The organism is Microbacterium schleiferi, from assembly GCF_038150145.1.
Taxonomy (GTDB): Bacteria; Actinomycetota; Actinomycetes; order Actinomycetales; family Microbacteriaceae; genus Microbacterium; species Microbacterium schleiferi_B.
Window position 1 is genome coordinate 120,716 of record NZ_JBBWSA010000004.1, and the last position, 15,593, is coordinate 136,308.

15 protein-coding genes are annotated in these 15,593 nt (G+C 65.1%); 1 reads left to right on the forward strand and 14 read right to left on the reverse strand.

Annotated elements, in window-relative coordinates; all coding sequences use genetic code 11:
• Positions 1-75: 75 nt before the first annotated feature.
• The 13 genes from AADH62_RS05675 to AADH62_RS05735 form a co-directional block, all read right to left on the reverse strand.
• Positions 76-1,641 carry a class I SAM-dependent DNA methyltransferase gene (locus tag AADH62_RS05675; protein ID WP_341578652.1) on the reverse strand — a complete coding sequence of 522 codons (1,566 nt, stop codon included), beginning with the start codon at positions 1,639-1,641 and terminating at the stop codon, positions 76-78.
• Between the two features lie 157 nt (positions 1,642-1,798).
• A complete protein-coding gene (locus AADH62_RS05680; protein WP_341578653.1) occupies positions 1,799-2,260 on the reverse strand; it encodes a zinc ABC transporter ATPase in 462 nt (153 codons plus the stop codon).
• Positions 2,261-2,392: 132 nt separating this feature from the next.
• Positions 2,393-2,674 (reverse strand): helix-turn-helix transcriptional regulator, encoded by a 282-nt coding sequence (locus AADH62_RS05685; RefSeq protein WP_341578654.1) that lies wholly within the window; start codon positions 2,672-2,674, stop codon positions 2,393-2,395.
• A gap of 289 nt (positions 2,675-2,963) precedes the next feature.
• Entirely contained in the window at positions 2,964-3,734 is a 771-nt protein-coding gene (locus AADH62_RS05690) for a hypothetical protein (RefSeq protein WP_341578655.1), read from the reverse strand.
• 458 nt (positions 3,735-4,192) lie between these two features.
• Positions 4,193-5,233 (reverse strand): TniB family NTP-binding protein, encoded by a 1,041-nt coding sequence (locus AADH62_RS05695; RefSeq protein ID WP_341578656.1) that lies wholly within the window; start codon positions 5,231-5,233, stop codon positions 4,193-4,195.
• Complete coding sequence (locus AADH62_RS05700) at positions 5,226-5,864, reverse strand: Mu transposase C-terminal domain-containing protein (RefSeq protein ID WP_341578657.1); 639 nt, start codon at positions 5,862-5,864, stop codon at positions 5,226-5,228. The genes AADH62_RS05695 and AADH62_RS05700 overlap by 8 nt, the downstream gene beginning before the upstream one ends.
• A 71-nt stretch (positions 5,865-5,935) precedes the next feature.
• A complete protein-coding gene (locus AADH62_RS05705; protein ID WP_341578658.1) occupies positions 5,936-7,300 on the reverse strand; it encodes a hypothetical protein in 1,365 nt (454 codons plus the stop codon).
• Positions 7,291-8,049 (reverse strand): TnsA-like heteromeric transposase endonuclease subunit, encoded by a 759-nt coding sequence (locus AADH62_RS05710; RefSeq protein ID WP_341578659.1) that lies wholly within the window; start codon positions 8,047-8,049, stop codon positions 7,291-7,293. The genes AADH62_RS05705 and AADH62_RS05710 overlap by 10 nt, the downstream gene beginning before the upstream one ends.
• Positions 8,050-8,450: 401 nt before the next feature.
• The gene (locus tag AADH62_RS05715; RefSeq protein WP_300591308.1) at positions 8,451-9,323 is read right to left on the reverse strand and encodes a hypothetical protein; all 873 of its coding nucleotides are present in this window, start codon (positions 9,321-9,323) and stop codon (positions 8,451-8,453) included.
• Positions 9,324-9,729: 406 nt separating this feature from the next.
• On the reverse strand, positions 9,730-10,950 hold the full coding sequence (locus tag AADH62_RS05720; protein ID WP_341578660.1) for an MFS transporter: 1,221 nt from the start codon (positions 10,948-10,950) through the stop codon (positions 9,730-9,732).
• A 170-nt stretch (positions 10,951-11,120) separates the two neighbouring features.
• Positions 11,121-11,543, reverse strand: a complete 423-nt coding sequence (locus AADH62_RS05725; protein WP_292707794.1) for an organic hydroperoxide resistance protein — start codon at positions 11,541-11,543, stop codon at positions 11,121-11,123.
• Positions 11,544-11,624: 81 nt separating this feature from the next.
• The gene (locus AADH62_RS05730; RefSeq protein ID WP_341578755.1) at positions 11,625-12,044 is read right to left on the reverse strand and encodes a MarR family transcriptional regulator; all 420 of its coding nucleotides are present in this window, start codon (positions 12,042-12,044) and stop codon (positions 11,625-11,627) included.
• 97 nt (positions 12,045-12,141) lie between these two features.
• Positions 12,142-13,980, reverse strand: coding sequence for a DUF2207 domain-containing protein (locus AADH62_RS05735; protein ID WP_341578661.1), 1,839 nt, complete (start codon positions 13,978-13,980; stop codon positions 12,142-12,144).
• 43 nt (positions 13,981-14,023) lie between these two features.
• Between AADH62_RS05735 and AADH62_RS05740 the strand changes: the two genes are divergently transcribed.
• Positions 14,024-14,467, forward strand: a complete 444-nt coding sequence (locus AADH62_RS05740) for a MarR family winged helix-turn-helix transcriptional regulator (protein ID WP_341578662.1) — start codon at positions 14,024-14,026, stop codon at positions 14,465-14,467.
• 22 nt (positions 14,468-14,489) lie between these two features.
• Here AADH62_RS05740 and AADH62_RS05745 read toward each other — a convergent pair whose 3' ends face one another.
• Positions 14,490-15,521: a DUF2804 domain-containing protein gene (locus tag AADH62_RS05745; protein ID WP_341578663.1), complete on the reverse strand. Its 1,032-nt coding sequence runs from the start codon at positions 15,519-15,521 to the stop codon at positions 14,490-14,492.
• Positions 15,522-15,593: the final 72 nt, after the last annotated feature.

A 15,593-nucleotide genomic window follows, 5' to 3' on the forward strand; every position in this document is an offset into this window, starting at 1 on the left:
TTCCCGCGGGGTCAATCGGGGCCGTCTTATGCTCACAATCGACGATCGCAACGCACAGGTCTTGTAGCACGCGCTTCACGGTTCGAGCCGACCTAGCTGTCTGCGCAGGTTGTCGTCCAGATCGAGCGCCCTGTCTAGTTCGCTCGTCAGGTCCGCGATCAGGCGTTGAAGCTTCTTGTCGATCGGCTCCTCGTCAACCTCCGATACCTCGGTGCCGACATAACGCCCCGGGGTCAGAACGAAATCATGCTCACGGATCCGCTCAATCGAGGCAGCTTTCGCGAAGCCGGGGACATCCTGGTACCCGCCGCCATGATTCCGCCAGGAATGATATGTATTCGAGATCCGACCAATCTCATCTCCCGTTAGCTGACGAACCTTGCGAGTGAAGTCAGTACCCATCTTGCGAGCATCGATGAAGAGCACCTCGCCTTCACGCTCACGATGTCCGTTTCCGTGCCTGTCCTTGCTAACGAACCAAAGCGACACAGGTATGCCTGTATTGAAGAAGAGGCGGTCGGGCAGCGCAACGATGCAATCGACGAGATCGTCCTCCACTAGCTTGCGCCGGATCTCTCCTTCCCCACCCTGCTTCGAGTTGAGTGATCCGTTAGCCAGCACGAATCCCGCCGTGCCCTTCGGGCTCAGATGATAAATGAAGTGCTGCACCCATGCGAAGTTCGCGTTCCCCTGCGGCGGAGTTCCGTACCTCCAGCGCGGATCGTCGGCCAGCTTTGCGTCCCACCAGTCAGAGACGTTGAAGGGAGGATTGGCGATGACGAAGTCAGCGCGGAGGTCTGGGTGCAAGTCTTCAGTGAACGAGTCGGCTGAGCGAGGCCCGAGGTCGGCTTCTATCCCGCGAAGCGCGAGGTTCATCTTCGCGAGTTTCCAAGTCGTGTTCGTAAACTCCTGCCCGTAAACCGAGATGTCGGTGCGCTTACCACCGTGCGCCTTCACGAACTCGGCGGACTGCACAAACATGCCGCCGGATCCGGCCGCGGGGTCGTAAACGCGCCCCCTGTACGGTTCCAGCATCTCGACGAGAAGTTTCACCACCCAACGGGGTGTGTAGAACGCTCCGGCGTCTTTCCCAGTCTCCTTGCCTGCGAACTGGCCGAGGAAGTACTCGTAGACGCGTCCCAGCACGTCATCGGCGCCGTGGTCGTCGGCCCTGGTGAAGCCGATTGCGCCGATCAGGTCGACGAGCTCGCCGAGACGGCGCTTGTCGAGACCATCGCGCCCATAGTTGCGGGGGAGCACACCGCGAAGCGACGGGTTCTCCTTCTCGATGAGATCCATCGCCTGGTCGATCTCCTGCCCGATCTCAGGCAACTTCGCCACCGACTGGATATGGCTCCAGCGTGCCAGCTCTGGTACCCAGAACACGTTGTGGCTGGTGTATTCGTCACGGTCCTCGAGGAAAGAGGCGAGCCGCTCCGACTTGATCCCCTCCGCGACCAGCTCGCCCTCGAGGGCGCTGCGGCGCTCCTCAAAGCGGTCGGAGATGTACTTGAGGAACACGAGCCCAAGCACGACATGCTTGTACTCGCTCGGCTCCTGGTTGCCCCGCAGCTTGTCGGCCGCCTCCCAAAGGGTCTGCTCCAGAGACTTCTGGGGCTTCGGCTTCGCTACTCGCGCCATCTCACACTCTCTCGACGGAGCACCGTAGCTCCTGACTCTCATTACATGGAATGAATGTCACGTTATCGCGAGGCGCGGACGTGGTCCGGGATGGACGTCGCGCGTGGCGAACGGGCAAACGGTGAGGGTCACCATCTTCTTCCTGACAGACTTCCGCTCACGTGTCGGGAGTTGGGTCTCGCTCGTCGTCCAGATCGATCCCGAAGCGATCAGCGACTTCTGCGAGCGGCACCTCGCGCATCCCGGCGCGTTCACGCACAACGCTCTCGATCTCGCGATCGTCGATCGACTCGGTCAAGTCCTCGACTACGCGATCCAGATCACCTTCCCTCAACGCGGCGAGCCTTGCGATCTCCGCTGCGGCGTCGGCGAGCGAGTAGAGACGCACCCAGGGATGCTCACCGTGACGCGCGACCACGACCGACTCCCGCGTATAGGAGTGGCCGTCGCCTGCGACGAGCCAACGCTCCTCGCCCTCCGCGGTGACGAAGAAGTCGACCACGCACTCACCGCACGGCATCTTGTAGACGCCGGGCTCGGATGGCGCCGTCTCCCTGGCGCGCTCGATCATCCCCTGGATGATGCGTTCCCAATCCTCTGACTGGCCTTCGACGCCCATGGCGACCTCCCGACTTCGAACCGAGTAGTTTTGCATCTGACGACGGAGATGTCCACGCCGCTATCGAGTCCCGTCGACTCCGACGAGAGCGCGAGGTGCGCGTGGATGCAAGTTTCGGGCCCGGAGAGTCGACTATCTGGCTGAGAGATCCGGAGCGGAGGCTGGCAGTAGATCGCCAAGGTCAACACCGAGCACCTGCGCGATCGCGAGGAGTGTCATCAGTCTCGGATTGGCGGGCGTGCCCGGCCTTGACTCACCCTTCTCGAGCTTCTGGTACGTGTACCTGCTCAGGTTCGCCTCGTAGGCAACGCGGTCCTGACTGTAGCCACGAGCCACGCGCTGACGCTGGATGTTCGTACCGATCGCCCGAGCGTAGCCATCCCAATCCGGGCTCGAGGACGACGGGCTACGCACCTTCTCAGGTTCACGGCGAGGCTTGCTCCGTATGGCCTAATCGGTATGGCAATCTGCGTTCATGATGCGTGAACTGGCGGAGCATCCAGCCTTCGGCACTCTCACGCCGGATCCATTCCTAGACGCCCTGCTCAATCTTCTTGCCGAGCCCAATGGTTCGTCGCTCGCAGCACACGCGTACGAGACCACGCGGACCTGGTGGGAGGAGCACGCACAGGGGCCAACCTGTGACGAACTCCTGGCCGCAATGTTCGAGCCCGAGGACTGGCGCGAAGTCATCGACGATCCGTCACGCCCGCTCCCTGAGCGACAGCACCAGCTCGCGCTTGTCCGCCAATGGCTCATCGTCTCGTGGGCGCGTGCCGGCGCCATCAGCATCGTGTTCGGGCATGACACCGTCATCCGACCGGGCTTCTCCATCGACATCAGCTGAGCCGCTTGAGCCGCGCCACGGCGCAGGCAGCGGAAGATCGAGGTCGTCGGGGAGCAAGCGCGCTCGATTCAGGATGGAGTTGCGCGGCGCTCCCCACGATGGTGGTGCATCCCAACTGCTCGGCATTCGTACCGTATCGAGGTGACGAAGTAGGCACGCCCTGCTGGAACGCGCCGAGGCGAAGAGCGCCTTGTCCAGGCCGCACCTGATGGTCTTCACTCCGTAAGCCTTCTTGGCGCCGTACGCGGCCATGACAGCATACTGACTTCGCTCGACCACTAGCCGGGAGATCTCCCGCAGATGCCGACCGCCCGTACCTCCCAGAACACCTGCCACAGCCGCCTGCATGATCTCGACTTGATCCCACGACTTGTATCGCGGACTGAGCAGATACCGCAGGAACTCCGGATCGATGAGGATTCCGGTGAGTGCGACCGCCTCGGGGTAGAGGCAGAGCAGCGAATCCTCGTAGGGTCCGTACAGCGAGGCGCCGAACTCGTCGGCGCGTTCTCGAGCTCGCTCCGCGGCGTCGGGTGAGTCCCGAAGCGCGGCGAGGAGGAGTCGCACCGCGAGCTGCAGTTCCCCAGTGTGGAGCGCGATGCCGTGGAACCAGAGTCTTCCGCTCATCCATCTCTCTGCACGGCCGAACTCCGAGTGCCTGGACACATCCACGTCACGGCTGTCGAGATGCCAGCGTCGATGATGCAGACAGACTCCGGCCCCACGCCTCCGAGTTGTGGTCGGCGTTCCAGCTGAGCATCGCAGACACTCCGAGCGCGGCGTCTGGGGTTGAGAGCACCGCCGACACCTGCCCGGACGCCACCCGTAGTGGCTACACCTCACGAACATGCAGTGCTTTCTTGCGTGCAGCTCGAAAAAGCCCTCTGTGAGCCCTCCGAGCGCCTCGACGAGCCTCGGAACCTTCTCGACATCGGGGTTCGTCTCCGGCAGATTGCCGAGGTCCCGGATGTGAAGCCGCAGGTCGCGAAAGGTGAGACCGTTGGCGGGAGCAAGCCGGCCGACATACCCGACGACCGTCTCTCCGGGAAGCGGTCGGATGGAGACTGGGAGCGCGACAGGCCGGGTCATTCACCGCTCCCCTCGTCAAGTTGGCGCCGTGCACGACGGCGGCGCTCGTCATCCATCGCGGCGCGCAAGCGACTGAAGTTGAGGCGCTCCGATTCCGACTCCATGGCCTCGATCACGGCCAACTCGATGATGCCTGCCACTTCGCCGACCCGGCCGTGGCTGGCTTCCCAGAGAAGCTCGGCGTCGTCCACGATGGATCCCGGCTCCTGAGCAACGAGCTTTGCGTTGGCTTCCAGGTCCTCCAGAAGCGCGCACCATCGATCTCGATTGCGCTGATTGTTCAACTGGTGTGCGTCGAGGTCCATGATCCTGAATCGGGTCGCCACCTGGGCTGCCCAACCCCCGTCGAGGAGCCCCGTGTCTTCGACGTTGGCGCCGACGTAGACGAAGGTCGCCTGACACTTCTCGGACAGCTGCTTGAGATAGTTCGTCGCGTCAGATGCGCCCTGCCGCTCCTGGTTCAGGTTGTGGATCTCATCGATAATGATGAGTTCCGTGCCGCATCTCTCGACGACATCTGCCAGGCCGTTGAGTAGTTCGGGGGCGGTCATCCGAGGGCGTGTCGGCCGTCCGAGGAAGTGGTGGAACTCGACGAGCAGCGACTTCGGTGTGCAGTCCGACGGTGTCGACACGTAGATCACTGGGATCACACTCCGTTGACCGTGCGGGTTGCCGCGGACCCGGCGCTGAATCTCGAACTCCTTCGCAAGGCGGGTGACGGTCGTCGACTTCCCCGCGTTGGGGACACCGTTGATGATGAGACCGAACTTGCCGCCGCGTTTGCGAGCGTTCGCCACCATCCGCAGTCGAAGCTCGTCTCTGATCGCCTTGACCTCCGCGGTCAAAGAGATGCGGCCGTTCGCCATGAAGTCGAGACGTCGAAGGCAGTAGGTAGTTCGCTCGTCTTCGGTGAGTGCGTCAAGGTCGTTGCGGGTCATGACCTCCGGCTCGACGAGTTGCTCGCCCACGAAGTCGGACCAGCCCTCCTTCGTCTGCCAGTTGGGCTTCTTCAGCGAACCGACGCTCAGATCAATCATCGAGCCGTCCTCGTGTGTCTTCGGTCTGGCTGCTGAATCCGCCCGACTCAGCCCACAGCCCCTCGTCGTCGATCTCGAGGAAGCCGTTGCCGCCAGTGCGCCGGAACCGCCCGTTGGAGAGCCCAGTCGGGGCAGCGGCGTCCTCGGCGGTCGGCGCCTCCGCGTGCGGGCTCGACAGCGCCATCGGATCGGACATTGCGGCGCGCGCACGCGCGTCCCCCCGTACCGCGGTCGGGTCGCCGAACCGACCGCGGCGAATGCCCTCTTTCAGCGCCGCCGAGACCCGACGCGCGTCGGTGCCTTGCGCTCCGTCGCTCGACCGGAGCTGGCGATGGACCTCATCGCGGAAGGGCATCTCCGCATCGCCCGCTTTCCAGTGCAGCGGAATGAACTCCTCGCCATACTCGAGCCACACGGTGTACAGGTTGAACGGGTCACGCCGAATGGCCCACTTTCGACGAGCGGCATTCGGCGTGACCGCTACAATGTCCCGCAGCCGCGGCGACGAATATCGACGCCGACCGATGTTGACGCCATAGTCCTGGATCGTCCGATTCTCTCGGGGAAGGAGGCTGATGTACTCCTCGCGTCCGAATGGGATGGGAATGTCCGGGGTGATCTGCCGCAGCATGTCGACCATCTCCATCGGCGTGAGCGCGCGGCTTGGACGCAATGGGTCTCGCAACCCGTCGTGGGGCCTGTTCATCCAGTGAACAGCGATCCAGTCATCGAGCAACTCCTGCGCCTGCAGGAGCGTCGGAGCGGGATGCGGCGATTGCCCCTTGCCGCGATGCTCGACACTTCGCCCCACATAGCTGCGAAGGTACTGAGCGAACTGCTCCGCCACCGAACCGAAGTTCGCCTCGACATGCGGCTTCCCGTGGGTGTGTATGGGTTGCATTCGATGATCGAGATTCCCAACCTCTCGCACGCCTCGGTGAATGCCGTGGACGTGAAGATCTTGCCGTGATCAACCGTGATGTTCTCGGGGAAAATCACGGGCATCACTGACCGATGGCGATCTAGCTCTTGTTGGGTGATTCCGTGCGGATCGGCCCACGCCGCCGACACCAATTCCCGCGTTTCTCGCGCACCCTGAGGTCGCCGCTCGTAGGGCGTGAGTGCACGGGCGAGCAGCGTGACGAGATCTACGGACTTCGTCCCGCCGGCTCGCAGCACCGCAGCCATCGGAGTGCGGCTTCTGATCTCGAGCAGGATGGTCATCTCCGGGTGCTCGACCCCGTTCCGCGTTGTCACTCGCCCGTTCTCCAGCATGATCTCCGCGTCGAACTTGGTCGTGTCGATCTGGACGTGCTCGCCGAGGCGGGGCGACTGGTGTTGCCGAAACTCGCGCTGCGGACGGTTCGCGAGTGAGGCGCGCGTCTTCGCGGATCTCGTCAGATGCTTGGCTCGAGGCATCTCGCTCACGATGCGGTCCAGCGTTCGATTACTCGGGACGTCGAACGGCGGATTCTCTCCGTATCGATCAGTGATGGCGTACAGGATGTCGTCGACGATCCGTCCACGCGTTCCTGTGGATTGCTTGTCGGCGTCGCGGCACACAGCGGAAACGATTTCGAGGAGAAGAGGGTCGCGCCCCTTCGCCTCCCTCGCCCTGTAGCGCTTGTCAATGAGACCCAGAGCGCCGAAGTCCCGGTAGGCCTGCAGCTTTCGCCATACGGTGCGCGGATCGACGGAGCCACCCGGCGTCAGCTGGCCGACACTGCGCACGATCTCGGCTATGATCCGGTTCGTCTCCTCCACGTCTCTGCGCGCTGAGTTCAAGAACCGGTCAAGTCGGGTCACGTGCGGTAACCACAGTTCTATCTTCATCTGTTGGTGCAGCGGCAGCGCCTTCAGCGATTGCGGATCGAACGTGCGAACCTGACGAACTTCTCGTTGAGGCCACTCGATCGATGGGTCCCGCTGCATCTCGTTGATGAGGACCACGCGAACGTACCCCTCGTCCACAGCGCGCAGACGAGCCGACGAGGCGTCGTACGCGATCAGTTCGAACACCACTCCGTCCCAGACCACACGGTCTCCGAGCTCCAGATTCATCTCCATCCCCTCCCCGTGCACACTGCGACCGATTCGAACTCGAGTCGGCGACTGAGATCCACCTCGAGCGCGCCGTGCCAGATCGCCGCGAGGAGCAAGCCGCGCGTGGGGCTGCTGGTGCCGCGGAAGCGCGACGCCCAGTCGCGGAGCGTGCGCGCCTCCTCTCGGCGGGCGGTGAGCATCTCCGCGACCGGCGCAGGGCATGCCCAGCGGGGGTGGCGGTAGCCGGAGAGAAGACGAAGGTTCCAGTCCTCAACCTTCGTGAGGTCCGCAAACAGGCGGTAGTCCATCTCGAGCGAGGCGGCCCACGCCGCCGTGATCGCGAAGAGTTCGGCGTCTCGCGCTTTGATCCGTCGGCGGGGACGAACGTCGACGATGAGCCGCGACCCGTCCGACCTGCGGATGAGGAAGTCAGGGAAGTGCGCCATGCCCAGACTGCCCCAGCGAAGCTTGAATGGCTGCGTGGCAATGTCGACCACGGCAGGATCGCGATCGAGAACTGACAGCGCCGTCTTCTCGTACAGCGACTCGAACCAATGGTGGCGTCCCGTCGTCGCCGACCAGTACACGCCGGAGTAGTTCTCCCGCCCCGGGTACGCCTTGGAGATTCGGATGGGATCGATCCGCGACAGCTCAAGTTCGCTTACTTGATCGGGCCCGATATCACAGACCCGACCGCCGTACTTCACCTCGACAGTCCCAGCTGCGAGTTCCGAGGCGGTGTGCCCGGATGGCGCGAAGGTTGTCAGGATCACCGTGCGAGGTCTCTCGTGGTCGAGGATCGTGAGCCTGACAATGCGTACATCGGGTACGTGCTCGGCGCCAAGTTACGTCGGCGGGCGCCTGGTGCGTTGCGCGACGCGCCGAACGACTGACAGATTCAATGGCGCGGATGACACGCGCTTGGCTTTACTGACAGTTCACTTGGCGCTACTGACAACTTGCGTGGCGTCGGACAACAGATCAGTGGAGCCCGAGACGAATCACAAAAAGATAACGGTGAGGTCTTCCCCTCCGTTACCTCACCGTTATAGAGTGCTTGCACGGTAGTTGTTTTGCTGTGGCAGCTACCGGCATGTGATTGCAGGACACTCTTGGTGCAAGGGACAAGGGCCGGTCGGAAGCCTCTCCGACCGGCCCTTACTTGTGTCCCGGCTCAGTACCAGCCAGTGGACTGCGAGTGGCTCCACGCGTTGCACGGCGAGCCGTAGCGGCCCGCGATGTAGCCGAGCCCCCAGCGAACCTGCGTGACAGCATTGGACGCCCAGTCGCCACCGGCGGAGCTCATCTTGCTGGCGGGGAGCGCCTGCGGAATACCGCCGGCACCACTCGAGGAGTTGTAGGCGGCATAGTTCCAGCCGGACTCCTTGTTCCACAGCGACACGAGGCACGAGAACTCACCGTCACCCCAGCCGTACTGCGACGCCATGATGTCGCGGGCAGCAGCCTGCGCCGCACCCGGGGAGTTATCGCCCGTGGACGCCACGGGCCCGGAAACGGCCGGCGCTGCCGCGGCCGCTGCGCGCGCAGCCTCCTCAGCTGCAACGCGCGCGGCTTCTTCAGCCGCGGCCTTGGCTGCAGCTTCCTCGGCAGCCCGGCGGGCTTCCTCAGCTGCGACTGCAGCGGCCAGTCGCTCGCGCAGCCCGTCAATCTTGGCCTGCGTGTCGGCAACGGCATCCGTGACCGCTGAGGTGAGCGAGGGCAGCAGCACGATCGGCAGAAGATCCAGTCCATCCAAATCGGCGGTTGCCGCTTCCACAGCCGACACCGAGACAGTAGTGGGGGCGTCGACCGTCAGCCCGGATGCCGCGACCTCCCCATTCAGAGCAGTGGCATCCGCCGCAACGGTCGCCGCGGCAGCAAGTGCGGCTTTGGCATCAGAGGTGAGCGACTCGACGGAGGAGGCGTCAGTTTGGATGGATGCCGGAATCGGCGGTGCTTCGCTCCGCGCGGTGGGGACGGTCGCGAGAGCCGGCGTCTGTGCGAAGGCGGCAGTCGATGAGACCCCCAGCAGCAAGGTGAGCCCCATCGCGGCTGCGGTCAGAGCACGAGCGCGGGGACGGGAAACGAGGGGAGTTGACGATGAACGTTGACGCACGAATTCAGTGGCTTCCTGTTCGGAGAATCAAGCGGGCAGCACCAGTGGGCCCGGAAAAGTGTGCCTCGGGCGGCACACAAGTGTCCGAGTCTGGGTGCTCTTCCTGAACGAAACCTCCACGAATCCTGACCGGATCATGCGCTGGCTATGAATCACAAAAAGATAACGGTGAGGTCTTCCCTTCCGTTACCTCACCGTTATAGAGTGCTTGCACGGTAGTTGTTTTGCTGTGGCAGCTACCGACATGTGATTGCAGGACACTCTTGGTGCAAGGGACAAGGGCCGGTCGGAAGCCTCTCCGACCGGCCCTTACTTGTACCCGAACGATGCCTCGGCGTCATCGCCGCTCGCGACCGAGGACCCCTGCGACACCGCCGAGCAGGGCGAGCAGAACGGATGCCGCCACGACGAGGCTGAAAGCGGCTGCGGCACCCCCGATCGCCGCACCAGCACCGCCGACTGCGGTACCGATACCGACGCCCAAGACCACACCACTGCCGGTGAGCGTCATGAGAACGCCCGCCCGAGTGCGTTCGGCGATGGATCCCGCGACGCTATAGAGCGTAAGAAGTGCCGGCCCCTGGAAGGCGCCCGCGAAGACCGCGAACATCAGAAGGATGGGCACGGTCGGGGCTAGGGTCATCCCGATGCCCCCGAGAGCCATGCCGACGGCTGCGCCGATCCATCGCATCCAGGGGCCGATGGATGACGGCAGCGCGACCATCGCCATCGTCGTGACAGCCGACCCGATGGCCATGACGGCGTAGAACAGCGCACCCGCGTCCGGCACCCCCTGCGTGCGTGCGAACGCCGTGAGACCCGCCTGGCTCGCGCCGAAGAACACCCCCATCGCGAGCATCCCCGCCAGGACGAGAGCCGCCATTGCCGAACGCGCACGTCCACCCTCAGCGGCAGCGACGACGTCGGCATCCGTCGTCGGCTCCCGGCGCGGCACCAGCGCGGCACTGCGGTGAAGCGCGAACTGTGTCACGAACACCGCGATCAACGCTGCGGCCGCCAGGAGCGAGAGCTGCGGCGACAGCACGACGGCAACGATGCCGACCAGCGCCGGACCGATGATGTAGACGACCTCGTCGACGACGCCCTCGAACGCGAAGGCTGCCGAGACGTCATTGCGCGACATGGCGAGCCACCGGACCCGCGAGAGGGGTCCGACCTGTGGCAGGGAAAGGCCCGCGAGGCCGGCGAGCGCGACAGCCAACCCGTCGGGCACGTGCCCGACGGCGAGGACGAATGCCACGACGGATGCGACATTGGTCACGACGCCGATCAGGAGCACGCGGCGCTGGCCCCATCGATCAGAGAGGGCACCGCCGACGGGCGCTCCGACCGCCTCGCCGAGCGCCGTCGCGGCGGCGGCCACTCCGCCGACCGCGATGGAGCCGGTCGCCGATGTCGCGAGGGTGAGTATGGCAAGCGGGACCATCGACACCGGCAGGCGCCCGAGCGACGTCGCAATGAGATAGCCCCAGCCAGCGAGAGAGGGCAGGGCGCGGTAGGCGGCGAGGGCAGAACGCCCCGACGACGGATCAGTCACAGACGGAATCGCTTTCCGACGCATCCCCCGACCCGGATGGCGTCGCCCGCCCGCTGATGAACTGTTGTGGCACGGACTCTATCAGCGGCAGATCTCGCCCAGTGAGCAGCGTGAACGGCAGGGGCCGGTCGGATGCCTCTCCGCCGGCCCTGTCGTTCGTCTGCTCGAGGTCAGTCCTCGACGACGCGGACGATGACCTCGATGTTGCCTCGGGTCGCGTTGGAGTAGGGGCAGACGAGGTGTGCGGCGTCAGCCAGCGCCTGCGCCTGATCGGCCGCAACGTCCGGGATGACGACCTCGAGCTCGACAGCCAGGCCGAACCCTCCGTCACCGTTGGGTCCGATACCCACGCGGGCACCGACGCTGGTGTCGTGGAGCTGCACCTTCTCGCGGCGCGCGACACTCAACAGCGCGCTGTGGAAACAGGCGGCGTACCCCGCGGCGAACAGCAGCTCGGGGTTGAGCGCGCCGCCCGCGCCACCCATCTCTTTCGGCACGCGCACGTCGGCATCCAGCAAACCGTCGATCGTCGCCACGTGACCGTTGCGGCCGTCGCCGGTGGCCAGGGCTTCAGCGGTGTACAGGGTTTCCATGGGGTTCTCCTTCTGTATGGGGATTCGTGGCTGCTCGCGGGCACGCGTGATCGCAATCACCCCGGCGGCGAGTCGGAAGCGTCAGACGTGCGAAGCGCTGCCGGCCTGGACGCTGGCTGTGTATGCCCGCACCTCCGATGCCAGGGACTGCGCCATGTCGAGAGGTATGCCCATGCACCGGGCGATCTCGCCGGGCACGTGGGCGAGCTCTTCCCGAAGGGCTGCGCCGCGATCGGTGAGCCGAATCGTCACGACGCGAGCATCCTCGCTGGAGCGCGCACGCGCGACGAATCCGAGAGCCTCCAGGCGGCTCAGGAGGGGCGAGAGCGTGCCGGAGTCGAGGACCAGGTCATCGCCGAGTTCCGTGACGGTACGCGGCTCCCGCTCCCAGAGCTCTACGAGCACGAGGTATTGCGGGTAGGTCAGTCCCCACGGCTTGAGGGTGCGGCGATAGGCCTGTGTCGTGGCGCGATGTGCCGCGTAGAGCGAGAAGCACAGCATCCGGTCGAGGGCGCGCTCTGGGACCTTCTCTTTCGCGATCACAGAAAAAGCATTGCACACAATTTAATTGTGCACAATCTAATGTGGGTGCTCCCTCTCAGACCCCGCCACCGCCACCACCCCCGCCACCGCCGCCGGCGCTTCCGCCGCCGCTGGAGCCGCCCGAGGTGGACGACGTGGTGGTGGTCGAGAGGGTCGAGATCCCTGAGGAGAAGGCAGCAGCGTTGAATCCCGCCGTGCCGACATACCAGCCGGGGACGCCGGTCTGGTCGTAGAGCACAGCGAGGTGTTCGGCCCATTCCTCTTCTTGGCCGAACACCACGGCGTAGGGCAGCAGCGTCTCGTAGATCCGCAGCATCTGGCGGGGGTTCGCGGGATCCACACGCGCACCGCTGTCGTCGAGCGCGATCCGCTCGGCGCCCTGCGGCGACTGCAGCATTCGGATCCGGTCGGCCTCGGCCCACTCGATGAAGACCTGCAGGCCCTTCAGGTGATCGCGGGTCTCGGCACCGGCGGCCGTGAGCGGCTTACGGGAAACGAGGCCGGCGACCACGAAGATCATCACGAAAGCCGGAATCATCAGGAGCACGGGGATGGTGGCGTCGACGTACGCACCAAGCGCGAGGAACCCGAACACGATCGTCAGGATGCCGAACACGATCGCCCCGAGCATCGGCCAGAACCGCGAGCCACGGGGAACCCGGCGACGAAGCCCGCGCGTGTCAAGCTCTCGCTCCGCCGCCTTGATGATGCGGCGCGCAGCCGACGAGAGTCGCGTGTCATTGGACCCGAACTCATACTCATCTCCGGGCACCATGGTGGGGAACAGCCCCTGCAGCAGCAGGAGTCCGTCACCGTCGGCGCGGGCCGGATCCACCAGCACCGCCTTGAGCTTCAGGCCGCCGAAGAGCTTGCGGCCCGCTTCCTCGATCCGGATGCTGCCGACCACCGCCTGTTCGAGCACCTCCGCAGGAATCGCCTTCGTCGTCTTGCCGAGCAGCACCGCGCTCTCGAGTGCATCAATGCGCGGCGGCGGTGCGTACTCGGCGATGATCGTCGGTCGTCCGGGCTCGTCGCGCAGCATCCTGACCCGGAACACGATCGCCCACACGAGCGACCCGATGACACCGAGAAAAGCGAGAGCCTGCAGCCACCCGAACGGCGAGGCGACATAGGAGCTGTCGAACGACATGAAGGTGTCGACGTCAAAGGCGACGGAGATCGTGACTGTCTCGTACGGCTGCAGGTCGGTGGCGGATGCCGTGACCGTCACGGCGCCGGCGGCATCCGTCGTCGAGGCGATCGGGCACTGGTCGGTAGCGCCTGCCGCACCGACGTAACAGGACTCCGCCCCCGTGAGCGCGGGTGCGAGCTCGGTCGGAACGTGCAGCGTAGCCGAGACCGATCCGAAGGGCTGGGCCCAGTCGACGCCGTTGACGTTCCAATACAGTTCGTCCACGCCGGTGTCATCGAAGAAGCGGGCGACGTTCTCGAGCGTGTAGGTGAAGACGTAGGCCTGCGCACCGTGGACGTAGTCGTCAGCACGCGAGGTCATGGCGTAGACGCCATCCTCGCTCTCGACCTCGGCGGGCCTCGGGGCCCCGTCGGCGTCGGTGATCGACACGAGCTGGGGGTGCAGCGGCGCGCCCAGGTACGAATCGGGCAGGATGCGGCGCATCCCCCGGTTCTGGTCGTACTCGGGGAAGATCGCGACGAACGTCTCCACGACCGTCATCGTGCTGGTGCCGTCTTCCGCACGGCCGAGCGTGTAATCGGCATCCATGCTCTCGAAGACGAAGTCGTCGACGTCGGTCGATACCGCCGCGGCCTCGTCCCCGAACGACACACTCACCGAGCAGGCGACGATCGCGACCAGGGCGATGGCGAGCGTCGCGACGGCGCCGACGGTCCGGTGCAGCAGGATCCGGGCTGACATGAGATCAGCCTAGGGGTGTCGCCATGGTCGTACTCTGGTGTGCATGACGGACCGGCGACTGGCGATCGACGCCTGGGAGAGTCTGTTCCGCGCGCAACACGAAGTGCTCGCCGAGATCAGTGGCGACTTCATCGTCGGCGAACTGACGCAGGGCGAGTACGACGTCCTGCTCACCGTCACCCGCGCGCCGGGGATGTCGGCGCGCCTGCGCGATGTGACATCCAACATGCTGATCAGCCAGCCGAGCGTTTCGCGCCTGGTCGACCGGATGGTCGTCTCGGGGCTGCTGACGAAGTGTTCAGACCCTGACGATGGCCGCGGCGCAGTTGTCACCGCAACAGATCGGGGCGCGAGCCTGTTCCGCAAGGTCGCCTCAGCCCACGGCAGGGCCATCGCCGAACGGATGTCGACCCTGAGCGACGCCGAGCTCGAACAGCTGCGCACGCTCACCGCGAAGCTGCGTCAGCCGCGCCCGGACTCCCGCTGACGCCGGCATCCGGGGGGAGCCGCTACCACCGGTTGTGGACGTGCTCCGCCCATCCCTCGATGCCCTCGAACGGGATAACCTCGCCGCTGACCGTCGTGAAAGTGCCTGACCACGCGCCGAAGCACTGGTCGGTCGCCGCCGCGATGATGCCCAGGTTCGTTCGCGCGACACGGTCATAGAACGGCACGAATCGCGCGTCCAGACCGCCGCCGCGCACTGACCACGGACGCAGGAAGTCCGCCTGGTCGTAGTCCCACGCCAGATCGTCGTGGATCTTGCGCATCCGACCGTCAACGAAGAACGCGTTTTCGGTAGCGCCGGTGCGGTCGGTCCACTTCCCGCCGACCTGGATGCCGATCACGCTGCCCTCGTAGCGGCCAGACCCCGCGCCCCAGTTCCAGGTGATGTCGTACGGCCATCGCCCGCGGCCGTGGTCGAGTACCGCCCACGACTCCCCCGTCGGCAGGTCGTACACCTCGCCATCAACGGTGATCATGCCGGTCGCGGGACGCGCGACATCCTTGACCGTGTATTGGAATCGACGGTCGGTCCACGGCACGACGACGGCGAGACTCTCGTGCCCGGCAGGCTTCTCGGCAAACACATCGATGACGGCGCGCGGCACCTCGACGTGCATCCGGGCTCCGCGAGCGTCGTCAACGATGTCGATCCGAAGATTCTTGGCGCGTGCCGAAGCGGGCCCCAACCCGAGCGACCCGGGCAGGCTCACGCCGCGTGCGGGAACGACGGTGGCGGCACGGTGGACGGCCTCGCTCGTCTCCCGATCGAACACCCAGACCTCGTGCACAGCGGCGTAGTCGATGGCGGAGACCGTGATGCCCACGATGAATCGCGGCGTCATGACGTTCCAGTACTCCCACCGCTTGTTCCGCCCCCAGGACCGCCGCGGCCCGATCCCGTCAGTCCGGATGAGTGGGGAGCGCGCCCAGCCGACCGCGGCGGGGTTCAGGCGACCATCGGGAAGGGTGAGTTCGACCGGAGCCGTGATCTCACTGCGGGAGTCTTGTCTGGGGAAACGAGTCGTCGTCGACACGCACTTCAGCCTAGACGCGGCGACTACTCGTCCCGCCGCGCGCGAGCAGGCAGAAGCCCCCGGTCCATTGTC